19 protein-coding genes are annotated in these 24,513 nt (G+C 44.0%); 13 read left to right on the plus strand and 6 right to left on the minus strand.

Annotated elements, in window-relative coordinates; genetic code table 11:
- Nucleotides 1-86: 86 nt before the first annotated feature.
- From SNR28_RS00095 to SNR28_RS00125, 7 genes are all read left to right on the plus strand, one after another.
- Entirely contained in the window at nucleotides 87-989 is a 903-nt protein-coding gene (locus SNR28_RS00095; protein WP_375749930.1) for an arginine deiminase-related protein, read from the plus strand.
- 194 nt (nucleotides 990-1,183) lie between these two features.
- Nucleotides 1,184-1,612, plus strand: coding sequence for a TetR/AcrR family transcriptional regulator (locus SNR28_RS00100; protein ID WP_375748983.1), 429 nt, complete (start codon nucleotides 1,184-1,186; stop codon nucleotides 1,610-1,612).
- 412 nt (nucleotides 1,613-2,024) lie between these two features.
- Nucleotides 2,025-2,459: a TetR/AcrR family transcriptional regulator gene (locus SNR28_RS00105; protein ID WP_375748984.1), complete on the plus strand. Its 435-nt coding sequence runs from the start codon at nucleotides 2,025-2,027 to the stop codon at nucleotides 2,457-2,459.
- 226 nt (nucleotides 2,460-2,685) lie between these two features.
- On the plus strand, nucleotides 2,686-3,756 hold the full coding sequence (locus SNR28_RS00110; RefSeq protein ID WP_375748985.1) for an efflux RND transporter periplasmic adaptor subunit: 1,071 nt from the start codon (nucleotides 2,686-2,688) through the stop codon (nucleotides 3,754-3,756).
- Nucleotides 3,757-3,804: 48 nt separating this feature from the next.
- On the plus strand, nucleotides 3,805-6,861 hold the full coding sequence (locus SNR28_RS00115; protein WP_375748986.1) for an efflux RND transporter permease subunit: 3,057 nt from the start codon (nucleotides 3,805-3,807) through the stop codon (nucleotides 6,859-6,861).
- Nucleotides 6,862-6,960: 99 nt separating this feature from the next.
- Nucleotides 6,961-7,587 carry a DUF3313 domain-containing protein gene (locus tag SNR28_RS00120; RefSeq protein ID WP_375748987.1) on the plus strand — a complete coding sequence of 209 codons (627 nt, stop codon included), beginning with the start codon at nucleotides 6,961-6,963 and terminating at the stop codon, nucleotides 7,585-7,587.
- Between the two features lie 121 nt (nucleotides 7,588-7,708).
- Nucleotides 7,709-8,383 carry a hypothetical protein gene (locus tag SNR28_RS00125; RefSeq protein WP_375748988.1) on the plus strand — a complete coding sequence of 225 codons (675 nt, stop codon included), beginning with the start codon at nucleotides 7,709-7,711 and terminating at the stop codon, nucleotides 8,381-8,383.
- Nucleotides 8,384-8,444: 61 nt separating this feature from the next.
- Here SNR28_RS00125 and SNR28_RS00130 read toward each other — a convergent pair whose 3' ends face one another.
- The 4 genes from SNR28_RS00130 to SNR28_RS00145 form a co-directional block, all read right to left on the minus strand.
- The gene (locus SNR28_RS00130) at nucleotides 8,445-9,704 is read right to left on the minus strand and encodes a hypothetical protein (protein ID WP_375749931.1); all 1,260 of its coding nucleotides are present in this window, start codon (nucleotides 9,702-9,704) and stop codon (nucleotides 8,445-8,447) included.
- Between the two features lie 744 nt (nucleotides 9,705-10,448).
- Nucleotides 10,449-10,823, minus strand: coding sequence for a RidA family protein (locus SNR28_RS00135; RefSeq protein ID WP_375748989.1), 375 nt, complete (start codon nucleotides 10,821-10,823; stop codon nucleotides 10,449-10,451).
- A gap of 93 nt (nucleotides 10,824-10,916) precedes the next feature.
- Nucleotides 10,917-12,197, minus strand: coding sequence for a serine dehydratase subunit alpha family protein (locus tag SNR28_RS00140; RefSeq protein ID WP_375748990.1), 1,281 nt, complete (start codon nucleotides 12,195-12,197; stop codon nucleotides 10,917-10,919).
- Between the two features lie 316 nt (nucleotides 12,198-12,513).
- A complete protein-coding gene (locus SNR28_RS00145; protein WP_375748991.1) occupies nucleotides 12,514-14,271 on the minus strand; it encodes a sigma 54-interacting transcriptional regulator in 1,758 nt (585 codons plus the stop codon).
- 426 nt (nucleotides 14,272-14,697) lie between these two features.
- On the opposite strand from SNR28_RS00145, the gene ygeW reads away from it, so the two are divergent.
- The 6 genes from ygeW (at nucleotide 14,698) to SNR28_RS00175 (ending at nucleotide 22,805) form a co-directional block, all read left to right on the plus strand.
- Nucleotides 14,698-15,885, plus strand: coding sequence for a knotted carbamoyltransferase YgeW (gene ygeW / locus SNR28_RS00150; RefSeq protein ID WP_375748992.1), 1,188 nt, complete (start codon nucleotides 14,698-14,700; stop codon nucleotides 15,883-15,885).
- 95 nt (nucleotides 15,886-15,980) lie between these two features.
- Nucleotides 15,981-17,183 carry a diaminopropionate ammonia-lyase gene (gene dpaL, locus SNR28_RS00155; RefSeq protein ID WP_375748993.1) on the plus strand — a complete coding sequence of 401 codons (1,203 nt, stop codon included), beginning with the start codon at nucleotides 15,981-15,983 and terminating at the stop codon, nucleotides 17,181-17,183.
- Between the two features lie 111 nt (nucleotides 17,184-17,294).
- The gene (locus SNR28_RS00160; RefSeq protein WP_375748994.1) at nucleotides 17,295-18,506 is read left to right on the plus strand and encodes a YgeY family selenium metabolism-linked hydrolase; all 1,212 of its coding nucleotides are present in this window, start codon (nucleotides 17,295-17,297) and stop codon (nucleotides 18,504-18,506) included.
- A gap of 194 nt (nucleotides 18,507-18,700) precedes the next feature.
- Entirely contained in the window at nucleotides 18,701-20,152 is a 1,452-nt protein-coding gene (gene hydA, locus SNR28_RS00165; protein ID WP_375748995.1) for a dihydropyrimidinase, read from the plus strand.
- Complete coding sequence (gene arcC / locus SNR28_RS00170; RefSeq protein WP_375748996.1) at nucleotides 20,149-21,051, plus strand: carbamate kinase; 903 nt, start codon at nucleotides 20,149-20,151, stop codon at nucleotides 21,049-21,051. The genes hydA and arcC overlap by 4 nt, the downstream gene beginning before the upstream one ends.
- Nucleotides 21,052-21,209: 158 nt before the next feature.
- A complete protein-coding gene (locus tag SNR28_RS00175; protein WP_375748997.1) occupies nucleotides 21,210-22,805 on the plus strand; it encodes a diguanylate cyclase domain-containing protein in 1,596 nt (531 codons plus the stop codon).
- Between the two features lies 1 nt (nucleotide 22,806).
- On the opposite strand, the gene SNR28_RS00180 is transcribed toward SNR28_RS00175, so the two are convergent.
- Both SNR28_RS00180 and SNR28_RS00185 read right to left on the minus strand, forming a co-directional pair.
- Complete coding sequence (locus SNR28_RS00180; protein WP_375749932.1) at nucleotides 22,807-23,442, minus strand: nitroreductase family protein; 636 nt, start codon at nucleotides 23,440-23,442, stop codon at nucleotides 22,807-22,809.
- Between the two features lie 42 nt (nucleotides 23,443-23,484).
- Nucleotides 23,485-24,465, minus strand: coding sequence for an alpha/beta fold hydrolase (locus tag SNR28_RS00185; RefSeq protein ID WP_375748998.1), 981 nt, complete (start codon nucleotides 24,463-24,465; stop codon nucleotides 23,485-23,487).
- Between the last annotated feature and the right edge of the window lie 48 nt (nucleotides 24,466-24,513).

The following is a 24,513-nucleotide window of genomic DNA, read 5'->3' on the forward strand; positions in this document are numbered from 1 at the left end:
TGAGTTATACGAACATTAGCGATCTGGCTGCAAAGAGAGACGGACTTCTCACAGAGCGCTCAATCCAGAATGCAAACTGTGTGGTGATGGTGCCACCGAAAGAGTTCTGCTTTAACGCGGAAACCGCGCAAGACAATGAGTTTATGCACAAGGTCGAACTAACAAGCGAACAGGTTCGAACCAATGCGATGAAAGAGTTTACCAATATGGTCGCAGGACTTCGTCGTGAGGGTGTGCAGGTCGTTGAATTTGATTATTCCCTTGGTGAAACAGAAACGCCAGATGCCGTTTTTCCAAACAACTGGTTTAGTACCACACTAGAAGGTGAGCTATTTGTTTTCCCTATGGCGTGCGACAACCGCCAGAAAGAAGTTCGCCCTCAGGCTTTAGTTGATGCACTGAATGCATCTGGCCGAGCTGTCACCAAGCAAGATTCCTTAGTTGCGTACAACGAGTTTAATGCCTATCTGGAAAGTACCGGAGTTATGGTAATGGATCATGTTGGTAAGACTATCTACGCAGCATTGTCTTTAAGGTGTGATCGTGAAGTACTTGAAGATTACGCAAGCCGTATTGGCTATAGAGTGGTGTCATTTCAGACAGCATTGCCTTCCGGCCAGCCCGTCTATCACACAAATGTCATGATGGCAGTGGGGGAAACATTCTGCGTTATCTGTGATGAAGTGATCCCCGAGTTCGAAAGACGTTACGTAGTCAAAGAGCTGGTTAAAACCAAGCAGGTGATTTCCATCTCTCTGGAACAAATGAACCGCTTCTGTGGCAACATTCTTCAACTGGAAAACAACCGTGGCGATAAGGTGATTGCAATGTCGCAGTCGGCATACAACGCCTTTACACCTGCACAGAGAAATCAACTGGCGATCCATGGAAAACTACTTCCATTCGATGTCACTACCATTGAGAGCATTGGTGGAGGTTCCGTTCGATGCATGCTCGGGGAAGTGTTTTTGCCTAAGTCGAGGAAATAGGTACATGGGGTTCGCTGGTTACCATTTGTATTTGGACTCTCATATAGTACTTTCTCTAAAAAACACGTCTCCTTTTTCGTACATTGCAATGAAATTTATTGTAAAATAAAGAATAATGTCCTTTATATATGATGGTGTAGTGATTATTGCTTCAGATGGGTGTAGCATATGAGCCCGAACTATAAGGAGACGGTATGCCTAGAGTTAGCCAAGAGGTAGCTAAGCTAACGAGACAACGTATAATAGACGTTTCGATTAAAATTGTTACGCTTGAAGGAGGCGAAAGTTTAACTTTCAGCAATATTGCAAAGAAAGCTGAGATTAGCCGTTCTGGCATCAATTGTCACTTTAAGAAAAAAGAAGATTTACTGGATGAGATTCGTCCAGAACTGGCAAAAAGGCTAGAGCAAGCTTTAGACTTTTCATCTCCAGAGCTGTTTTTTGAAACGTGGACATTAGCCGTTGATCATGACCGAATGTTTAGAAACCTTTTGAATAACTTGGGGTTCATCATCAACTCTCAAGACGGGGCAAAAAGCCTCGCGAATAAGATTAACGGTGGTGAGGAAGATGTTATGGCAGTAGTTTATAAAGCCATCGGCTACGCTGTTGTTAATGCATAGCAATAGATTTAAGTAATAAAACTCGGCACTGTCTGCGTGCTGCCGGGTTCCTTTCATTGCAATAATTTATTGCATCTTTTTGGTCGCTCTCATTTTGTTAGTTGGTACGTGACTTACTTACGTTCAACCTAAAAGCATTAGTTACCTTTGTACTCTATACTTTCATTCTGAAGTAATTGACAAGAATAGTGTTATATAGACAACTTTTTAAACTTCAGTGGCTTATAGGTATTTCACTAGTATGCTCTAGTTGGTCTGGTCTATTTTTGTACAATCTGAATTGCAATAATAGCGGACGAATGTATATTAAATGGAAGTTAAGGTCGGATTAAAATTAACTTTGTTTTACTTGTTATGTATAAACTAAGTTTATCTAAGAACTAGATCATAGCTTTCATTTGAGGAGTATTTGGTGGTACGAGTAAGCGCAGCCGAAGCTGAACTAACAAAGCAAAAAATAATTGATTCCGCTTTTGAGATCACTATGTGCGAAGGGTTTGAGTCATTAACATTTACTAAGCTATCTAACCACTGTGGCGTGTCACGTTCGGGCATTAATAGGCACTTTCCCAAAAAGAACGACATATTAAAAGTTCTAGAGCCAAGAGTAGAAAAGATTTTAAAAGCGCAGATGAACTTCGCATCACCGACTGAGTTTTATGAGTCATGGGTAGAAGGATTAGCTAATAATCCAGAGTTTCGGAGTGCTATTTTGGCTGCTGGTCCAATCATACCTACAGACAAGGGTATTAGAAACTTAAAAAGACTAATCAAAGGAAATGATGACGAAGTCATTAAATGTATATACATGTGTATTGGATATGCAGTTGTAAATCTCAACAAGTAATAGATTTCCTGAATTCTCATTGAAGATGGTATGTTGCATGGATATGAGTGTTTATTCCATGTAACGTTTGTGTTACTTGTTAGGTAGGTAACAATATAAAGGGTTTTAGCGTACATAATGGGGATATCGTCCCCTAAGTGAAAGGCCTCAAAGCGTATGTCACAAAAAATGCGTTAATAAACAATTAGATGTCTGGTTTTATATTTTCCACTATGGAGAAAAGTATATGTTCCGCAAAAACAAAAAATTGCTCATCACTTTGATTGCTTCTGTTATCGGGTTAACAGCCTGTAATAATGAAAGTGAAGTCGTTGTAGAAAAGGAGCAAGTTCGTCCGGTTAAAATCGCGATTACCGGAATGGATGAACAACAAAATGTGACAAAGTTTCCAGCGGTGGTAAATGATAATCGATTGGTTGAACTGAGTTTTTCATCTGGAGGGAAGCTTGTCGAGTTTCCTGTTAAAGGTGCACAACAAATAAAAAAAGGGGACTTGATTGCGCGATTAGATCAACAAGATCTAAAAAACAATCTGGATAAAGCAAGGGTTCAATACACCAGCGCGGACCAAGAGTACAAACGTGCTGTCCAGCTTTCAAAAAGCAAAGCAATTTCCAAGAGTACGCTTCAACAGCGTAAGACAGAGAGAGATGTGAGCCTTGCGCAGTTGAATAGTGCGAAAAAGGCCGTGAATGATGCGGTTTTGCTTGCTCCGTTTGATGGTGTCGTTGCTCAGACCATGGTTGAAAACGGGCAGTCCGTCTCGGGCGGTCAGGCCGTTATTGTACTCATTGGTGGCGACACATTAGAAGCTTCTATTGATATTCCTGCATCGTATTTAGCTAACTTGTATGAGAGTGACAAAGAAGATCTCGTGACCGAGTCTTATATTACGCTTGATATCGCTCCACAACAGCCGTTAGAAATCAGGTTTAAAGAAGCTTTATTGATTGCAGATGCAACTACCCAAACTTATTCCGTCACTTTTGAGTTCTCTGCACCAGAAGACTTGCTTGTACTACCAGGCATGAGCGCAACTATCGAGATGCGCGCAGCGGCTGATATCGCAGAAAATCGAGTTAGTGTGCCTTTGAATGCAATTACCAGTGATGGTGAGAAGAACTATGTCTGGGTTGTAAACCAGCAAGATATGACTGTAGCTAAGCGAGAAGTAATGATCGCAGAGGGCATTGGCGACATGCAGGTGGTAATTGACGGACTCGAGCAAAATGAGTGGGTCGTGAGTGCAGGTGTCTCGTACTTATACGAAGGAATGAAAGTAAGGAAATGGCAATGAACTTATTGAATTACTTTATAAAAGTTACTCGTATTAAGGCAGGCACACATGAATACTGCTGAATTTACTATAAAGAATACAGTGCTCAGCGTGATTGTCATATTGCTTACAATTGTCGGTGGTTGGCATGCGTATCAGGGCATGGCCCGTTTCGAAGACCCTGAATTTACTATCAGACAGGCGGTCATTGTTACTTCTTATCCGGGGGCCAACCCTCATGAAGTGGCTCTGGAAGTTACCGAACCGCTTGAAAAAGCAATCCAACAGTTACCGGAAGTCAAAACGATTGAGTCGGTCTCTACTTATGGAAAATCCGAAATCAACGTAGAGGTGAGATACAACTCGTCAAAAACTCGCGGTGATTTGCAGCTCGTCTGGAACAAGCTAAGAAACAAGATCAACGACACTGTATCTTCACTTCCACCGGGTGCAGGTACACCTTATGTCGCGGACGATTTTGGTGACGTGTTTGGTTTGCTCTATTTTGTCACTGGTGAGGGTTACTCCAACGTTGAGCTAAAACAATATGCTAAATCTTTGCAAAACTCACTGCTGCAGGTTGAGGGCGTTGCTCGAGTCTCAATTGAGGGCGAGAAAAGTGAAGCGATTTATGTAGAGATATCTCAGCAAAATGCGAAACGCCTTGGATTATCTTTTTCTAATATCGTAAACATGGTGTCACAGCAGAACGCGGTTGTTTCATCCGGCAGTGTTAAGGTAGGTGACAAGCGATTGGTCATAGATCCAACCAGCGCTATCGATTCTGTAGATTCCATCAAAAACCTTCTAATCTCAGCCGATTCAGACGGAAAGCTAGTTTATCTAAAAGATATCGCCAGAGTCTGGCGTGGTTATAAAGAGCCGGACGAAAAGCTATACCTGTATAATGGCGAGCCAGCGATCGCAATCGGTGTTTCTGGGCAACTCGGAAGCAATATTGTAAAAATTGGCCAGAATATCGACGCTAAAATCGCGGAAACTGAAGAGCTAAGACCTCTGGGTATTGAACTGCATGAGTTCTATCACCAGGGCAATATCGTAGACTCGTCGGTTGAAAACTTTGTCGTCAATGTTATTGCTGCACTTCTCATTGTTATCGTTACTCTGTTGATTTTCATGGGCTTGAAATCAGCCATCGTTATCGGTTCCATTTTGTTGCTGACCATCTTCGCAACACTGGCAACAATGAACATGGTTGATATTCCGATGCATAGAATATCGTTGGGTGCTCTGATTATCGCTTTGGGTATGATGGTGGATAACGCCATTGTGGTGACAGAAGGCATTCTTGTCGGTGTGAAAAATGGTATCCGCAAATTGTATATCGCGAAGCAAATTGTTCAGCGTTCGGTATGGCCGCTACTGGGTGGAACACTGGTTGGTATCATTGCGTTCGCACCTATTGGTTTTGCTCCTGGTGCTACAGCCGAATACACCGGACATTTGTTCTGGGTAATCTTGATTTCACTGCTGTATAGCTGGTTGTTTGCGATCACTTTAACTCCGCTATTCTGCTTCTGGTTATTTAAAGAGGCATCTGAATCATCAGGGTCGGAAGAGACAGAGAGCAGCTTCACACGAGTTTATAAAAAGTTTCTCTATGTGATGCTTAAGCAACGAGTGCTTGTGATGATTGGTGTTGTTGCGATGTTCTTTGCATCGGTATGGGGTTTCCAGTTCGTTAAATCAGGATTCTTCCCGGCTTCAACGACACCAATGTTTGTTGTTGACTACTGGTTACCGCAAGGTACGGATATCACTACAACCAAGAGTGATGCGGAAAAGCTGGGGCGTTTTGTGCAGACGTTGGATGGTGTAGAAGATGTGCAAACCTCCATCGGCGGCGGTGTGCCAAGGTTTATGCTGGTTTATGCACCAGAATCTCAAAACTCTGCATATGCTCAATTATTGATACGTACCACTGACGATCTAGTCATCGATGGCTTGCTAACCGAGATTCAGGGTTATATCGACGAGTCGTTTCCGGATGCACAAGGCAAGGTATGGAAATTCGTATTAGGCCCTGGTGGTGGTTCAAGAATCGAAGCCAAATTTAGTGGCCCGGATACCAAAGTCTTACGCAACCTTGCAACTCAGGCTAAAGCGATTATGGCCGCGGATGGTAAAGCACTATCCATTAAAGATAACTGGCGTCAGCCTATCAGCGTTATCGAGCCAGTATATGTCGAAAAAGCGGCTCAAAGGGCAGGCGTTTCTCGTGAAGACCTGGCGTCTGCATTGGAAACAAATTACTCCGGCAAAAGCATTGGTGCTTACCGTGAGCGTGATGAGCTGATTCCAATTATTGCCAGAGCACCTGAACATGAAAGAACGGGCATTGAGAACATTGATAGTGTTCAGGTTATCAGTTCTTTAACCGGAAAGGCTGTTCCTATCGGACAAGTAACGGATGGGTTCAGAACGATTTGGCGTGACGGTGTTGTAAGACGCGTTGACCGCCAGTGGGAAATTAGAGCTCAGTCTGACCCTGTACCGGGTGAGTTAACTACAGACTTATTTAGTCGAATCAGACCGAAAATTGAAGCTATTCCATTACCAGACGGCTACGAGCTGGAGTGGGGAGGTGAGTACGGTGATTCTGCTGAATCGAACAGTAACCTCGCTTCTACCATTCCACTTGGTTTTGCTGCAATGGTTATCACTGTGTTTGTTCTGTTCGGTACCGTAAGACAGCCCGTGGTTATCTGGTTAGTCGTACCGCTTGCTCTAATCGGTGTTTCTGTTGGTCTGCTTGCTACAGGGACGCCAATGGAGTTCATGGCGATTCTTGGATTGCTATCGCTTTCGGGCCTACTTATCAAGAATGCGATTGTACTGGTTGACCAGACCGACCTGGAGATAAGCGAAGGCAAAGCAAGGCATGATGCAGTTATCGATGCCGCTGCGAGTAGGGTGAGACCGGTAATGATGGGTGCATTGACCACGGTGTTAGGGGTTATCCCACTGTTTTTCGATGCTTTCTTTAAGTCGATGTCGGTCGTCCTGGTCTTTGGCTTAACCTTCGCTACGTTGCTGACATTAGTTGTTGTGCCTGTGCTTTACGCCATATTCTTCAACATTAAGTCTAATGAAAGCGCCAAGTAGCTAATAAAAGAGAGAACGTGGCAATAGTCGTTCGAGCTCTGTTTTGAACGACTATCGTCATGAGATTTGTAAAGTTAGATAAAAAATAAAAGGAAAGTTATGAGTATCAATAAAATGAAGATTTTGTTTGCTGCACTGCTAGTGTCAGTGGTATCTGGTTGTGCGAATGTTAGCCAGGATATAAGTTCTGGCAGTTCCTCTGTGAGCCTTAAAGGTCTTACTCAAGATAAAAGCAAAATGCCAACACTGGTGTATGAACGAAAAGGTGCTAAACCTCTTTCTGAGTACAATAGTTTTATCATTGACCCTATTAAAGTTGATTATGACGGTGAGTTATCTCAGGAAGACTTAGCGGAGCTTCAACAGTATTTCCAGAAAGCAATGACAGATGAGCTAACAGAAGCTGGTTATGAAGTTAGAACAACGCCTACGCCTGACACATTGCGAGTATCATTCAGAATATTTGATATTAAGACACCAACTGCTCTCGTAAACGTAACTTCTCTTGTGGTTCCGGGTACATCTGCAACGGTTGGTGAAGTGTCTATTGAAGCTGTGTTTTCAAATGCAGAAATGAACCAGGTAGACGCTGTTATTCTTGAACACAGCCGCGGAAGCTACCTGTTTAACGCTAACCCATATAGCAATATTGATGATATTGAGTACGCGTTTGACAACTGGGCTCGAGGCTTTACACGTGCGGTAAACACAGCGAAAGGTAAGTAATGTATAGAGACATTTAATGTCTTATCAGAAGAAATGTTGAGCGAAGCAACCATTCAAATAATGAAACACCGACAGAGAGTGATAAACTTTTAACATCAGTGTCAGTTAAAGGGTATTTATCATGTTGTCCAAAATCGCAGTGGCTGTGCAGGCCTTATTGATGGTGTCGGTGTTTTATCTTGGTTACTCCATTTATTCATTCACAAATGCCGTCTATAAGGTGGTAGACACCTACCCTCAGGTCATTGCCGATATTGATAGCACAACCGATAAGCTTGAGGTAGCTCAGTGGTTGGAAGTCGCGCGGACAATAGAAGAAGTACTCCCCAACATTGTCATATTGGCAGATAGGCTTGAAGGCACCATATCCGATGTAAACAAAACCGTAGAGTCGGTTGACCAAAAGATTCCGCTTATTTTGGAAGAAGTTCGAATCGTACGCAGTGACACGATACCTGCAGTACTTAAGACGACGGATGGTTTGGCCAAAGAAACCATTCCCTCGACTTTGGCTGAACTGAAGAGTTACCGAACCGATGTGATTCCACCGGCATTAACCGAAGCGAAAGGTTATAGAGAAAACGTTATTCCAGCCATCATCGTTGAATCAGAGGCATTGAGAGAGCAGGTACCTGTCTTGATTGCCCGTGCTGATGAACTGATGGAAAAAAGTAAAGAGGTGAGCAAGGCGGCGACAGAGGGAGCAATAAAAGGGGTGATACTCTCTCCGGTGAATCTGTTACTTGATGCTAAGGATGGAATAACGGAAAACAGAATCAAAGTACTGGAAGAATAACGCATACAAAAACCGCCTTCGGCGAAGGCGGTTGGTTCACTTGTCAAACGTCCAGTTTTGCTTAGATAAACGCCAGAATAGGTGAGATACAAAGCAGGATACCAGTGATAATAATCATGTTGGTCGCCATGCCTTTGTACTTGTGCAGATGCGGTACCTGATAAACAAGGTATGCAGGAATCAAACAACCGACCAGACCAAATACCGGGCTACAGATTGATGTGAATGACAGGATTGGTGCATTAATAGCGATCGCGCCCCACGCCAACAGGATGATAAATACTGTTACCAGCTTACTGATTAGCTTGGAATCGATCTGAGACTCATCGTACTTACGAAGCAATACGTTCATTGCCAAACCAGTACATGCCTCTTTGAACGCCAGGAAAACACCGAAGAAAGAGGTCACAACCGCGAAGATGTTGATAACGATACCCGCGATAGTTGCCCAACTGCCAGGGAAGTATTGAGCAATGATAGCCAGCGCAGAAATGTTCTGGTTCATTGCGCTTGTTGCCTGCTCTTGGCTGATAGCGAAGGTAAATGACACTGCAAAGAAGAATACAATCACAAATAGAATCGCGAAGGCAATTTTCATTGCGCGGCTTGCTTTGTATCGTGCTACTTCAATAGATTTCTCATGAGAGCGGTAAGAGATAACCATTGGGCTCAGAGACTGAATGAACAGAATTGAAGTGAGTGTGAATGGTAGGGTAATGATGGCATCTTTGATCATTGGGCCCATATCACCGATAGCTGGAATGTTGTTCATATCCCATTTAGCAACAAGCAGAACACCCATTACGGCAACCAAAGAAAGAACAGTCACGGCCATAAAGCCTGACAGTTTAAACAGTAGCTTTTCACCTTTAGAGCCGATAAACGACAGCACACAGATAAGGCCCAGGCCATAGAATACGTTATCACTAAGCTTACCTTCAGTGACACCAAAGGAGTGCAGGTAGGACGCACTATCGTTGGTTACTGCCAGTGAGTAGACAAGCACCCAGATAACCAGCATAACGAAGTAAAGGGCACCAAGCGCCATACCCCAGTTCTTGCCAAGGTATCCGGTGATGACACCTGGGTAGTCTGTACATTCTTTGGATTCTGCCAGCGTATTGATGAAAAGTTTTTGGAACAGGTACATTGCTGGGTAGCCAATAATGGAAGAAAGAAGGAAAACCCAAAGCCCCATCACACCGACCTGAACTGGCAGGAATACGATGCCTGCACCAATTGCCATACCGATGCTCATTACTATCCAACCAATGTCGACACTGTCGAACTTGGTGGCTTTTTTCCACTCCTGAATAGACATTCCAGCCTTTTCGTGCAGTGCTTTTGCACCATGCAAATCAATGTCTTCAATAGCTTGGGTCATTGTATGTCTCCGCTTGAATTTGAAATTTTTTTAATTAGTTTGTTTTTATAAGCTGTGATGTTCAGCTGATGTAGGAGAGATTACGCTAATAATATGAGAAAAAATTTTCCTTTTTTTTCCATAACTCGCAAGTAATAGAATTAAAATCTCTATTTTAGGCTGAATCACAAAACATTTTTCTTGTTTTGATGGTAATCAAAATACATAATTTTATTGTGGTTATTAAGTGTGACTCAAATAATATTTTTGATATTTATATCTTATATTTTAATTGAATGTTTTGTTGAGTGTGATCACAGAAATGGACAAATAAAAATCGACTCGATTAAGATTTTTGTGTATTGGCGGTTTTGTGTCTTACTTGTTGTTTTTATGAGCATTAATTGAAGGTGTGTTATTGGTGGTGTCGTTGGTTTTTGAGCCAATACAGACAAGCGAGCCCGCGTATATATAGATGAGGAAAGGTTATAAAGTGTAATTGTAAATACCAGGTAAAAATAGATATTACTTGTGTAAAATATTAATTACTTAATGGGTGTTAAATAACTCAATATGAATATTTTAGTTGATGGGTTTTTAATCTTTATTAGATGGGATTGATATTTTAAGATTGGCGTTCAGTTATATTAATTAGGCTGAAGCCAGGCAGCTTCAACCTTGAGTTCTTATTTAGCAGCAATTTTATTTAGTAGCAATAACTTCGATTTCAACTTTTGCATCCAGAGGAAGACGAGCGACTTCAACACAGCTTCTTGCTGGGTAGCTTTCACCGAAAAACTCACTGTAGATCGCATTTACCGCAGCGAAGTCATTTAGGTCTTTTACAAATACTGTTGTCTTAAAGATATCTTCTTTGCTCATACCAGCAGATTTAACGATAGCTTCAACGTTCGCCAACGACTGTTTCGCTTGCTCTTCCACGCTTTCTGGCATAGTACCTGTAGCTGGATCGATCGGTAGCTGTCCTGAGGTGTAAAGTACACCGTTCACTAGTTTAGCGTGAACAAAAGGGCCAACTGCAGCAGGTGCATTTTCACAATTAATTGTTTCTTTCATTATTTGATTTCCAAATCGTGGTTTCGAGTTAGGGCACACCGAGCGACTTTCCCGGAAAGAAAGCCGCTCAATGCTTTGAGGGTTATTTGGGATTTACTTGCTTACCATGATCTCAAGGATCTGAACATCAGTTTGGGTCATAGAGCCATTAGCCAGGCTAGACAGGTTACGTATTGAGTCATCAACGTTGTTAGAAACGATACCTTCGTTACCAGTAACCCGGATACCATCTAGTGCCATTAGTGTCGCCTTAAATGCGGCGCCGGCAGAAGAAGATACCTTCATCGCGCAGGCAGTTTTTGCTCCATCACAAATCACGCCAGCGACATCGCCAATCATGCTGCAAATAGCATCGCTGATTTGCTTAAAGTTACCACCCAGTAGCCAGGTCATCCCTGCCGCTGCACCCATGGATGCAGTCGTTGCGCCACATAGTGCAGACAGCTTGTTCTGATAGCTTTTTATGTAAATTGCCATTAGGTGGGAAAGCATGAGCGCTCTGATCATTGTCTCGCGATCAGCCTTTACATGTTCTGCTACAACAACAACTGGCATTGTCGCAGAGATCCCCTGGTTACCTGAACCTGAGTTGCTCATGGCGGGTTTCATAGCGCCGTCCATACGAGCGTCAGATGCCGCTGATGTTCTGCACAGAACGTCAGTCATCAACCCTGCAGACAAAAAGCCTTTTTCAACATTTCTTTTAAAGGTAGCGCCTACCTGAAGGCCATAGTCTTGAGAAAGACCTTCATGTGAAAGCTCATTGTTCAGCTGATACGCTTGCTCAATAAAGCTGATATGTTCAAGTGGTGCGTTAAGTGCGAAATCGTAGATATCTTCTGCGGTCGCATCTTGCATTGGGTTCTCTAGTGGTTCTTCTGTTGATTTCTGACCACCCGTGTTTAAAAACGTAGTCAGACCATCTTCTTCGATAGAAACCACATTAGTGTGGCTGTCAGCGATAGTCACAGCCACACGATGCTCACCATCGCTGACGATCACTTTCGCGTAGATGATATTGATAACATCGGCTACTTCAACCGTTACAGAGTCTTGTAAAGCTTGTGCTTTCGTCACATCAGAGGGAGTGATGTTTTTAAGTACTTCCAAGCCAGCTTCAGCGTCACCTGCAACAGCACCGATTGCAGCTGCAATGGATAAGCCAACCATGCCAGTACCAGGAATGCCAACACCCATACCATTTTTCATTAGGTTTGGTGATACATATGCTGAAATCGCTTTAACATCTCCGGATAATTTCTTCACAGCGATAGCACTGGCAAGAGCAACAGAAACAGGCTCAGTACAACCTAGTGCAGGAACGACTTCTTTTTTAATTATGCGGGAAAATCCATCCCAAAGTTCAGTTCTCATATGTATACCTTTGTTCGTCCGGCCCCTAATTCGAGGAGCGAGAGTTATCTGTCATTTCAGCCCGGTAGAGGTAAGAAGGCAGGGCCGAAGTAGTAACGAGTTATTGAGTACACTATACGAGCTTTTTAAGAGATATTTTTTGCCTTATTTGCTTTGATTTGGAGTAAATGGAGAAAAATTTTCTACTATTTGTTGTTTTTGTGTTATGTTGTTAGCGCGATCACACTTTTTTATGCAGGGATTAACTCTGGTAACAAAAAAGACTTCAAAACCCAGATTTGGGGATTGAAGTCTTTTTGAGGTTTGGTTGCAGAAATTAGTGATTGTTTACACTAAGCCCGTACTTCTTAATCTTGCGGTAGAGTGTCGCGATCCCGATGCCCAGTTCGTCAGCAACCAACTGGCGATTGCCAAGTTTGTTCAGAGCAGCCTCGATTCGAATCTTCTCCATCTCTTCAAGACTCATTGTTGGCTCATCAGCTTTGGTGACGACAACGGGCTGGGCTTCTTTCACCTGCTCGAAATATGGAGGAAGAAGGTCAACATCAATAGCGTCACCCTCAGGGACAACATTCACCAGGTATTCGATTAGGTTGCTGAGTTCACGAACATTGCCCGGCCAGTGGTAAGCATTGAGCAGCGCCATTGCACGATCTTCGATTCCCGGATAGCCAACACCAATCTTACGAGTATGTAGATCCAGGAAGAATTGAACCAGCAACTCAACATCACCTTCGCGCTCTTTCAGAGGTGGAAGATGAATTGGGATAACATTCAGACGGTAATACAAGTCTTCACGGAACCTGTTTTCAGCGATCATTTCCGCGAAGTTGCGGTTGGTTGCTGAAATAATGCGAATGTCGATAGGAATAGAGGTATTGGAGCCTATAGGCATCACTTCACGCTCTTCCAACACCCTCAACAGTTTAGCCTGAAGCGTCATCGACATATCACCGATTTCATCAAGGAACAGGGTACCGTTGTTGGCAGCCTGAATCAGACCGGTTTTGCCTTTATTAGAAGCACCGGTAAAGGCACCTTTAACGTAACCAAACAGCTCACTTTCGAGTAGCTGATCAGGGATTGCAGCACAGTTAATGGCAACAAACGGTTTATCGCTTCGGGTACTTAAATCATGAACTGCATGGGCTATCACCTCTTTACCAGTACCACTTTCACCGTTGATCAGCACACTTGACGGGCTGCTGGCGATCCTAGCGATCATGGTTTTCAGCTGTTTCATCTTCTTGCACTCACCGATAACACTGGTGAACTGAGGCTGAGGTTCATTGACGACAAAAGACTTGTTAGGCTGATAAAACGCCATCAGGAACAGTTGATGTCCACCTGCATTGTGGAACTGACCCACAACCAGTTCCTGTCGCTCACCCAGTGAAACGATATGCTGCTGATGACCTTTAAGCTCGTTGTTATGCATCGACAAAGGCTGAATATTCACTTCAATTTGAGAGAGCTCTTCCAGCTCGATATTCAGGTTTTTAAGGGCAGGTTGATTACCATATTTAACACGGCTGTTTCCATCCAGAACCAGAACACCCTGGTCCATGTTTTCGATAAGGCTGGTAAACACCTCATCAAGCCCGCCATTTTGCTCACTGTTCCCTTCATGCACTTTCGCAACAACGATCTGCGCGATGTGCTGAATATAATCGGAAAACAGTTGAACGTTATCTTTGATTCTTTCCTGAGATTCTTCTGTGAATGCAACCAGACTGACCACACCGATACAGCGATCTTCAGACATGATAGGCACGCCAAGAAACGCGGTTTCCCGACAGGTATCTTTGGACTGACAACCTTCACAGATTGGATCGGTACGGGATTTAACAACGACTTTTTCACGGTGTGTTTCGAGGATATATCGGAATATCCGCGAACTGGTGTTGATTTTCTTGCCAACAAATTTGCTATAAGGCCCGGTACCAGCAATACGTACTAAATCTGCATCAACAACTTCAGCATCCAGCTGAAGTACGGCTGAAAGCATTTTTGTAAAGCGCATTATTGTGGGCTGCAACTGCATGAGTTCGGATTGTTGGACTTTTTTCAACATATGTTTACTTCAGTTCTATTTATTGAACTTGCAAAGGTAATAAGAATTTACATCTCCGTGCGTGATGAAAGTCAGAGTTCTCTATTGTCTCGTTCAGGAAAAAACGGATTTGTAGGCAAGGTCACATCCCCATATCAATATGATAAATACATGTTTACTTACCTATCATTTTGGTCGTCCAGAGTGATAGATAGTGATAATTAATAATTTACAAAAACGCAAACGTTCACGCTTGACGAAAATTCTCTATCCCTTGTGTTTCAAGGGATGAAGAGCTGTTTTGAATATTTTTTTTAGTACTTTTTTGTTGTTGGCACAGAACTTGGAATATGACTACCAGTTGTCTGCGAATACCCAACAGACGTTTCTTACGAATATTTCGGCCATAAATGATTTAGCAATTACAAAATTACTGGGAAGAATAGAATGAAAAGTATTAATGAACTAATTAAGGAAATCAACGAGCTAAAATCTGAACTAGACAGTAAAGATTTCTTATTAACTTGGGAGCAGACTCCTGAAGAATTAGAGCGTGTTTTGAAAACAGCTCAGGTAATGAAAGCAATGAGACAAGAAAACATTGCAACTAACGTATTTAAAAACGGCCTGGGTATTTCTCTGTTCCGCGATAACTCTACTCGTACCCGCTTCTCTTACGCATCTGCTATCAACATGCTAGGTCTTGCTCAGCAGGATTTAGATGAAGGCAAATCTCAAATCGCTCACGGTGAAACTGTACGTGAAACAGCAAACATGATCTCATTCTGTGCTGATGCTATCGGTATTCGTGACGACATGTACCTAGGTGCTGGTAACGCATATATGCGTGAAGTGGGTGAAGCGCTTGATGATGGTGTTAAAGAAGGCGTACTTCCTCATCGTCCTGCATTGGTTAACCTTCAGTGTGATATCGACCACCCAACACAGTCTATGGCTGACCTTGCATGGCTTGAAGAGCACTTCGGTGGCTTAGACCAGCTAAAAGGCAAGAAGATTGCGATGACTTGGGCTTACTCTCCAAGCTACGGTAAACCACTTTCTGTGCCTCAGGGCATCATCGGTCTTATGACTCGCTTCGGTATGGACGTGACTCTGGCTCACCCAGAAGGTTATGACCTAATCCCTGAAGTTGTTGAAGAAGCACGTAAGAATGCAGAAGCATCAGGCGGTAGCTTCACTCAGGTAGCGTCTATGGAAGAAGCATTTGAAGATGCTGACATCGTATATCCAAAATCTTGGGCTCCATACCAGGTAATGGGTCGTCGTACTGAGCTTCTACGTGCTAATGACCATGATGGTCTGAAAGCGCTTGAGCAAGAGTGTCTGGCTCAGAATGCGAAGCACAAAGACTGGCATTGTACTGAAGAGATGATGAAGAAGACGAAAGACGGTGAAGCACTATACATGCACTGTCTGCCAGCGGATATCACAGGCGTATCTTGTGAAGAAGGTGAAGTTGAAGAGTCAGTATTCGAGAAATACCGCATCGCAACTTACAAAGAAGCAAGCTGGAAGCCATATATCATCGCTGCAATGATTCTGAACCGTAAGTACTCAGAACCAGGTGAGATCCTTCAGAAACTGCTTGATGAGTACGAGCAGCGCGTTAAGTAACCGCCAGATATAACAACAAGTTTGGCTAATCCTATCGCGGGGAACGACAAAAGCTTCCCCGCATTCAAAAAATAATTATTCGATGAGGTCTGGTTGTGTCTACATTTTCATTAAAGATGGAGATCGCCGATAACCGTCATTTCAACGGTCAGCAGTCTCCTCTATTCACTATCGAAGAAGCGGAAAAAGCCCGCGCTTTCCATCAAAAAGTGGAAGGTTATAAACCAACGCCACTGCATTCTTTAGATTGTCTGGCAAAAGAAATCGGTGTCAGCAAAGTTCTTATTAAAGATGAAGCTCATCGCTTCGATCTTTGTGCATTCAAAATGCTTGGCGGTGCTTACGCTATCGCTCGATTGCTTTGTGACGAGTACAAGCTTGATATCAATAACTTTGATTTCGACAAGCTGAAAAACGACATCACAGACAAAATGACATTCGCTACAGCAACTGACGGCAACCACGGACGTGGTGTTGCTTGGGCTGCAAACAAGCTGGGTCAGAACGCAGTTGTTTACATGCCTAAGGGTGCTGCTGACGAGCGTGTTAACAACATTCGTGCGCTGGGTGCTGAGTGCATCGTTACAGACATGAACTATGACGACACTGTGCGTCTGGCGATAAAAACTGCTGAAGAGAACAACTGGAAAGTGGTTCAGGATACAGCTTGGGAAGGATATACAGAAATCCCAACCTGGATCATGCAGGGTTATACGACAATGGCTGCTGAAGCGATTGACCAGATGAAAGAGCAGCAGGTTGAAAGACCAACTCACGTCTTCTTACAGGCTGGTGTTGGTGCGATGGCTGGTGGTGTGCTGGGCTACCTATGCGATATGTATGGCGCAGACAAACTTCATTCTGTGATTGTTGAACCTGATTTGGCCGACTGTATCTACCAGTCTGGTATCAGTGACAAAGGCGAGATGACCAATGTAGAAGGTGATCTGGCAACTATCATGGTAGGTCTTGCATGTGGCGAGCCTAACCCAATCGGCTGGCCAGTACTTCGTGACTGTTCCACTCAATTTGTTTCATGTCAGGACAGCGTAGCTGCACTGGGTATGCGAGTTCTTGGTAACCCACTGGGTGATGATCCAAGAGTCGTTTCCGGGGAATCCGGTGCAGTTGGCGCTGGCATGTTGGCAGCCGTTTACTACCACCCAGAGCGTGAAAAACTGATGGAGAAACTGGGTTTGAATAAAGACTCAGTGGTTCTTCTCATCAATACAGAGGGTGATACCGATCCAGTCCATTACCGTGAAGTGGTATGGCAGGGCAGACACCCAACTCTGTAATAGCAATTACTAAGCGCTCTGTTGCTGTCATCTAAACAGGGCGCATAGATTTTATACATAAAATCATCACGTCGGACGCGATGACCACCGTTCGACCCAAGGAGCATAATAATGAACATTCCATTCCATAAGGTGCTAGAGAAAGCACAAGATTACAAAGCGGATATGAGCCAATTCCTTCGTGACATGATCGCTATCCCAAGTGAAAGCTGTGACGAAGAAAAAGTAGTACTAAGAATTAAAGAAGAGATGGAAAAAGTTGGTTTCGACAAAGTTGAAATCGACCCAATGGGTAACGTTCTGGGTTGGATCGGACATGGTCCACACCTAATCGCGATGGATGCACACATTGATACTGTTGGTGTGGGTAACATGGACAACTGGGACTTCGACCCATATGAAGGTATGGAAGATGACGAAGTGATCGGTGGCCGTGGTGCTTCTGACCAGGAAGGCGGTATGGCTTCTATGGTTTACGCAGGTAAGATCATCAAAGATCTAGGCCTTGAAGACGAGTACACACTACTTGTAACAGGTACGGTTCAGGAAGAAGACTGTGACGGTCTGTGCTGGCAGTACATCATCGAAGAGAGCAATATTCGTCCTGAGTTTGTGGTTTCTACAGAGCCTACAGATTGCCAGATCTACCGTGGTCAGCGTGGCCGTATGGAAATCCGTATCGACGTTGCTGGTGTGAGCTGTCACGGTTCTGCTCCAGAGCGTGGTGACAACGCTATCTTCAAGATGGGCCCAATCCTGAGCCAGCTAGAAGGTCTTTCTCACAACCTGAAAGATGACCCATTCCTAGGTAAAGGTACTCTGACTGTATCTGAAATCTTCTTCACATCTCCAAGCCGTTGTGCGGTAGCAGATAGTTGTGCAGTGTCTATCGACCGTCGTCTGACTTGGGGTGAAACTTGGGAAGGTGCACTAGAAGAAATCCGTGCACTACCTGCAGTGAAAGAAGCAAACGCTGTGGTTTCTATGTATGAGTACAACCGCCCTGCATACACTGGCCTTGTATACCCAACAGAGTGTTACTTCCCAACTTGGTTGATCGACGAAGATCATGTTGCAACTAAGACTCTTGAAGCGTCTTACGAGCTACTATTCGACAAGAAACCAACAGTTGATAAGTGGACATTCTCTACAAACGGCGTATCTATCATGGGGCGTTACGGCATTCCTGTAATTGGCTTCGGTCCAGGTAAAGAGCCAGAAGCTCACGCGCCAAACGAGAAGACTTGGAAAGACCATCTGGTAACGTGTGCGGCAATGTACGCGGTTATCCCACAGATGTACCTGAAAGAGATTAAGAAGTAAAAACTAATGTTAGATAGCTAGCATTAGCAAGTTTTTCCATCCCGGGGAATTCAGTATCTACTGTCTTGATACTGAGCTCATATCCTACTCGGGATGGATATTTGCTCTTAGCTAAGACTGTCTTTCCGAAGTTCCAGATATCGGGCTGGTTCTTCGAAAGGACATTCAATTAACCTAAAGAGTATGGTGGCGTTATGATCTCAAAAAGGTCTTTTCCCCTGAGTTTAAGCGAAAGTATTGACGGTGCTCCACAACCGATACTGCTTCGTCAGGGCATTGTGGTTGACCATCTGAGCGAACGAGACGCGGATGTGTTAATCATTGATGGCAAGATAGCGAAAGTTGCTTACGAGATTACTGACTACCCGGAAGATACTAAGATAGTCGATGCAAAAGGCATGTATGTGATGCCGGGTGGCATTGATGTTCATACCCATTTCAATATTGATGTCGGCATTGCGCGAAGCAGTGACGACTTTTTTACCGGAACCAGAGCAGCGGCTTGTGGCGGAACAACTATGGTGGTTGACCATATGGGGTTCGGCCCAAAAGGTTGTAACCTACATCATCAGCTATCGGTTTACAAAGAGTACGCCAAAAACACCGCTGCCATTGACTACAGCTTCCATGGTGTTATCCAACATATCAACGATGAGATCCTTTCTGAGATGCAGTCGATGGTTGAGGTTGAAGGGATTTCAAGCTTCAAACTCTATCTCACATACGGTTACAAGCTCGATGATGAGTCGGTATTCAAAGCGCTTAGTCAGCTTGGCAAGGTAAAAGCGCTGACTACCGTTCACCCTGAAAATGACGCAGCGATTGCCATGAGGCGCAGTCAACTGCTGAGTGAAGGGAAAACCGCACCCAAATATCACGCAGAAAGCAGACCTTTGGAGTGCGAAGCGGAAGCCATTGCCAGAATGATTAACTTAGCGAAGCTTGCTGGTGATGCGCCACTTTATATTGTTCACCTTTCAAATGGACTGGGTCTCGACTACGTTCGCCTCGCAAGAAAAAACCGACAGCCAGTATGGGCGGAAACTTGTCCACAGTATCTTGTTCTGGATGAAAGCTGTTACGAAAGGGAAGATGCTCTTAAGTTTATTCTGAGCCCGCCACTTCGTCCGTTTGAAGAGCGCGAAAAACTTTGGAAAGGGCTGGAAGATGGCAGCATAGATACAGTCGCGACCGATCACTGCTCATTCACCTATTCAGAACAGAAACAACGCGGTAAAGATGACTTCAGTGCTTGCCCTAACGGTATGCCTGGCGTTGAAAACAGAATGCCTCTGCTATTTTCAGAAGGCGTAATGAGAGGGCGTATGAGCCCAAGCCGATTTGTTGAATTAACCAGTTATAACCCGGCTAAGCTATTCGGACTTTTCCCTCAGAAGGGTAGCTTAGCGCAGGGTTCTGATGCCGATTTGGTGCTTTTTGATCCTAAGCAGCAAGTCACTATTACTCATGATTTAATGCACGACAACACAGACTACACTCCGTACGAATCAATGAAGTGTCTTGGCTGGCCGATGATGACAATCAGCCGTGGACAGGTTGTTGCGTGTAATGGTGAATTTACGGGGAAAGCCGGGAATGGCCGCTTTGTTCACCGTCAACCATTTTCGAAAGAGGAGATAAAATGAAACCTACTGCAGTTGTAGCCCTAGGAGGCAACGCACTATTACGTCGCGGTGATGCACCAAGCTTTGATAACCAACTGGCGAATATTAAAATTGCTGCTTTAGCCATTGCAGAGATCGCGAAGGACTATCAGGTTGCGATTGTACATGGTAACGGACCACAGGTTGGTCTGCTGGCCCTGCAGAACCTTGCGTATGACAAAGTTTCTCCGTATCCACTTGATGTATTGGGTGCAGAAAGTGAAGGTATGATTGGCTACATGTTAGCTCAGGAGCTACAGAACCTGATGCCGGATACAGAAGTTTCCAGCCTACTGACTCGTATCGAAGTCGACGCTAACGACCCAAGCATGAAAGATCCAACCAAGTTTGTTGGACCTGTTTATGACGAAGAAGAAGCGAAGAAGTTGGCAGAAGCAAACAACTGGACTATGAAACAGGATGGCGAGTATATTCGCCGCGTTGTTCCTTCGCCAAAACCAATCAATATCATCGACAAGCATTCAATCGAAACACTACTTAAGTCAGGCGAGATTGTTATCTGCTGCGGCGGTGGCGGTATTCCTGTCTGTAAAGGTGAAGTAGGCTACAAAGGTGTTGAAGGCGTTATCGATAAAGACCTTGCTGCAACACTGCTGGCGAAACAGCTTAAAGCTGACAAGCTACTTATCCTGACCGACGCTGATGCGGTCTACCTTAACTGGGGTACTAAAGAGCAGCGTGCGCTTCGCATTGCTACACCAACTCAACTAGGCGAGCATGACTTCCCGGCAGGTTCTATGGGACCTAAAGTAGAAGCAGCGGCAGACTTCGCATTGTCTGGTGGCCGAGCTTACATTGGTGCTCTTGAAGAAGGATTGGATGTACTTGCAGAACGCGCTGGTACTTGCGTAGCTGTATAAACGCACCTCTTTACAAAGTAAAATCCAGAATACCGCTTATCGTTTAGAGAGCGGTATTTTTTTATCCCTCCTTCAGAAAACGGGTATACACTTAATAGATAATGATTTTAATTTCAGGTTCTAACTCATTGTAAGAATTAAGGAAGGTTCCCTTTTTTATGAAGCCAACTAATCTAACCGTCCCCTTACTAATCGTTACGTTTGGCATTATTTTGTCAGCGTTCAGCAGCTGGTCTATTCATAAGTCTGAACAGAGCTCCATCATGAATGAGTTAATTCATGATGTAGATGTAAGAGCTGCTGCATTACACAAGGAAGTTGTGGTTAATTTCGAGGCTTTGCAGGCACTGGCTATCTTGTTTAGTAACAATACCGTTCCAAGTAAAGATCAGTTCAGTGCTGAAGCCAGAAAGATACTGGCGCGTCACAGTAATATACAGGCTCTGGAGTGGATCCCTCGTGTACAAAAGGACCAGCGAGAGCAGTTTGAACAGATGTTACAACAGTATTACCCCTACTATGAGTTTGTTGAGCGCCAAGGCCAGGGAAGTATGATTAGCGCAGAAGTAAGGCCAGAATACTATCCGGTATATTATCTGGAGCCTTTAATCGGAAATGAAAATGCGCTTGGCTTTGATTTAGCTTCGAGCAAACAGAGGCTGGAAACACTACAACAAGCTCGCGATATGGGTGAGCCACTAGCAAGCAGCAGCATCACATTGATACAAGACATAAATAACCAGAAAGGTTTTTTGGCCTTTATTCCCATTTATAAAGGTGTGTCAGTGACAGCTCAAAAGCGTTCAGAAAACCTTGTTGGTTTTGTGTTAGGTGTATTTCGTATTCAGGATATCTTCCTTAGCTCCTCCTTAACTAAAACCCCTCTGGGAATAACCATGACCTTAGTGGATGAGACTATCGCGGATCAACCGGAAACGCTTCACCATCATGCTTCACGCACGTTGGAGCCCATGTACGAATCCATTCAATATTCAACGAAATTACCTGAATTATGGAGCCGTCAATGGACTCTGCATGCCACGCCTACGGAAAGTTATGTCACGTTACGAAGCTCCCCGTTGGCAACCATAATTGGGGTTTCTGGTGTCCTGTTTGCCAGTGCTATTGCCTTGTATATTTACATACTGTCTAACCAGACCGTAACCATAAGAAGGATGGTGGACGAGAAAACTCAAGAGCTAACAGAAGCCAACGAAAAGCTATCACGCATATCTCGTACCGATGGGCTGACTGGTGTTTATAACCGCCGATATCTGGATGAGTTGCTGGAAAAAGAGTGGAAGATGGCGTTTCGCAATCAGAACTGCATCTCGGTCATTCTGTTTGATATCGATTTTTTCAAACCCTATAACGACACCTATGGCCACCCTCAAGGTGATACCTGTATTCGTCAGGTAGCGAAGGCGCTGCAAAATGAACTAGGCAGACCATCCGATATTTTAGCTAGATATGGTGGTGAGGAGTTTATCGCAGTGTTACCGGATACCAGCAAAGCGGAATTAATAGCTGAGCGTTGTCGTATAGCCGTTACAAAGTTAGAACTACCTCATTCCGCTTCTGAAGTGAGTGATATTGTGACTGTCAGTGCCGGAGTATGCAGCCTGACCCCACTTCAGCATCAATCGATAGATGATCTGATAGAGGCGGCCGACCAGGCTCTGTATCAGGCTAAATCAACCGGCAGAAACCGTATTGCATCTGCCAGTGAGTCGAAGTTACGTAAGTTAGTTTGAGCTAAACGACAGTAAAAATATCGTCCATTGCTAAACGTGCTTTTGGAAGGCCATAGTTGTGGTCGCCGTCTTCCAGGTGGTAACCCATGGCTAAGGCAACATCACAAGTATAGCCGTCCAGTTCGCTAGCAAAAGCTTCACTAACTAAGTCTGTATCAATCCCTTCCATTGGTGTCGAATCGATACCTAACCGGGCAAGAACATGTAAGGTATTGCCTAATGCGATATAAACCTGAGATTTGGTCCAGTTGCTATTAGAGCCATTTTTATCTCTGTGAAGATCAGCAAAATGGAACGCTCCGTTTAACATGGCGTCATAGCTTTCCTTTGGAAGGCGGCCGAGTTCCACGTTGATATCCAGTACCTTTCTGTAATCTTCTTTCTGGTAATTTGGATTGTGAGCAAAAAGGATGATGTGCGATGCCTCGATTGCATGTGGGCGGTTTGGTTGGTATTTATTCGCAAATGTTGCATCAAGACGACGCTTACCCTCGTCACTTTCAATAAGCACAAACTTCCAAGGCTGTGAGTTAATGGATGAAGCAGACAGGCGGATAGCCTCTTTTATGATGGCTAAATTGTCTTCCGATATACGCTTATTAGCATCGTATTTTTTAGTGGTATAGCGTTTAGTCAGATCCTAGATAATTGAGTGAGTCATATGATTCCTCCTTTCTGTTTATCTGGTTACTTTGCTGAGGATGTTTCTTAGTGCAACCCCAAAGCTTTCCGGGCTGTCTTCTTGTACAAAATGGCAAGCGTCAGGAACTAGCTGAACATTCGCATTCGGGAAATGAGAGTGCCATTTCGCTATTGCCATCGGTGTGCCGTGATTAAAATCTTTTTGACCAAAAATGAACTCTATTGGCTTGTCTGCCAGTGTTTTCAGCCGATTTTCTATGTCCTTCAGCCATTTAGATGCCAGCGTTATCTGCTGAGGGAAAATCACCGTTCCTATTCTTGATTTCGGTGTAGGGAGAGCCATGGTATAGGCATCAATTACCGCCTGATTGTTTCGTGAGTCTTCGTTGATATTTGCCAACATCAGGTTTCTGACAAAGAAGTTTTCATTTAAAACCCGTTGCTCCATTTCAGGTGTTCTGAAGAGCATGGAGAACTCTTTTATCCCGCCATCGACTTCCCGTGCCCAGGTATTCGAAATTACGACACCAAGGATATGCTCGGGAAAGCGAGTGGCGATGTTCAGGCCAGTAGGACCTCTCCAGTCTTGTACGACCAGTATGAACTTGTCTAATTTCAAATGATCAAAGATAAGTGATTCGATCCACTCTGAGTGTTCTTGTGGGGTAAAACCAAAACTCTCTGGAGCATCTGAAAAACCAAATCCTGGCAAGTCAAAGGCAATGACTCGGGCATCTCTGGACATGTCTTTGATGATATTTCGATTTAGGAACGACCAGTCTGGGTTCCCATGTGTCAGTACGATAGGAACCCCTTCTCCTTCATCAACATAGTGCATGGATACACCATCTCGGTTGTACCAATGGCTTTTAAATGGATACTCTTCTTTGTCTACAATAAATGGGCGCTGTTTTGTGTTAGAAACATCTGCATTCCAAATAACGGGGTCGGGTGTCACCTCATAGGTGATCGGCTCAGAACTTGTAGCAGTGAGCTTTTTCAGTGCATCAATAGACATTTCCACTCCGGTTTTAAAACGATTTTTATTATCTTGTCAGTACCAAGG

The sequence above is a fragment of the Vibrio iocasae genome (genome assembly GCF_042245395.1).
Taxonomy (GTDB): domain Bacteria; phylum Pseudomonadota; class Gammaproteobacteria; order Enterobacterales; family Vibrionaceae; genus Vibrio; species Vibrio iocasae.

Excerpts from the sequence above, each read along its gene's own strand:
- SNR28_RS00115 (WP_375748986.1), top strand. The coding sequence starts at position 3,805 with ATGAATACTGCTGAATTTACTATAAAGAATACAGTGCTCAGCGTGATT.
- SNR28_RS00175 (WP_375748997.1), top strand. The coding sequence starts at position 21,210 with ATGAAGCCAACTAATCTAACCGTCCCCTTACTAATCGTTACGTTTGGC.
- SNR28_RS00185 (WP_375748998.1), bottom strand. The coding sequence starts at position 24,465 with ATGTCTATTGATGCACTGAAAAAGCTCACTGCTACAAGTTCTGAGCCG.
- SNR28_RS00160 (WP_375748994.1), top strand. The coding sequence starts at position 17,295 with ATGAACATTCCATTCCATAAGGTGCTAGAGAAAGCACAAGATTACAAA.
- SNR28_RS00135 (WP_375748989.1), bottom strand. The coding sequence starts at position 10,823 with ATGAAAGAAACAATTAATTGTGAAAATGCACCTGCTGCAGTTGGCCCT.
- SNR28_RS00100 (WP_375748983.1), top strand. The coding sequence starts at position 1,184 with ATGCCTAGAGTTAGCCAAGAGGTAGCTAAGCTAACGAGACAACGTATA.
- SNR28_RS00130 (WP_375749931.1), bottom strand. The coding sequence starts at position 9,704 with ATGTCTATTCAGGAGTGGAAAAAAGCCACCAAGTTCGACAGTGTCGAC.
- SNR28_RS00145 (WP_375748991.1), bottom strand. The coding sequence starts at position 14,271 with ATGTTGAAAAAAGTCCAACAATCCGAACTCATGCAGTTGCAGCCCACA.
- SNR28_RS00125 (WP_375748988.1), top strand. The coding sequence starts at position 7,709 with ATGTTGTCCAAAATCGCAGTGGCTGTGCAGGCCTTATTGATGGTGTCG.
- SNR28_RS00120 (WP_375748987.1), top strand. The coding sequence starts at position 6,961 with ATGAGTATCAATAAAATGAAGATTTTGTTTGCTGCACTGCTAGTGTCA.
- hydA (WP_375748995.1), top strand. The coding sequence starts at position 18,701 with ATGATCTCAAAAAGGTCTTTTCCCCTGAGTTTAAGCGAAAGTATTGAC.
- ygeW (WP_375748992.1), top strand. The coding sequence starts at position 14,698 with ATGAAAAGTATTAATGAACTAATTAAGGAAATCAACGAGCTAAAATCT.
- arcC (WP_375748996.1), top strand. The coding sequence starts at position 20,149 with ATGAAACCTACTGCAGTTGTAGCCCTAGGAGGCAACGCACTATTACGT.
- SNR28_RS00140 (WP_375748990.1), bottom strand. The coding sequence starts at position 12,197 with ATGAGAACTGAACTTTGGGATGGATTTTCCCGCATAATTAAAAAAGAA.
- SNR28_RS00095 (WP_375749930.1), top strand. The coding sequence starts at position 87 with ATGGTGCCACCGAAAGAGTTCTGCTTTAACGCGGAAACCGCGCAAGAC.
- SNR28_RS00110 (WP_375748985.1), top strand. The coding sequence starts at position 2,686 with ATGTTCCGCAAAAACAAAAAATTGCTCATCACTTTGATTGCTTCTGTT.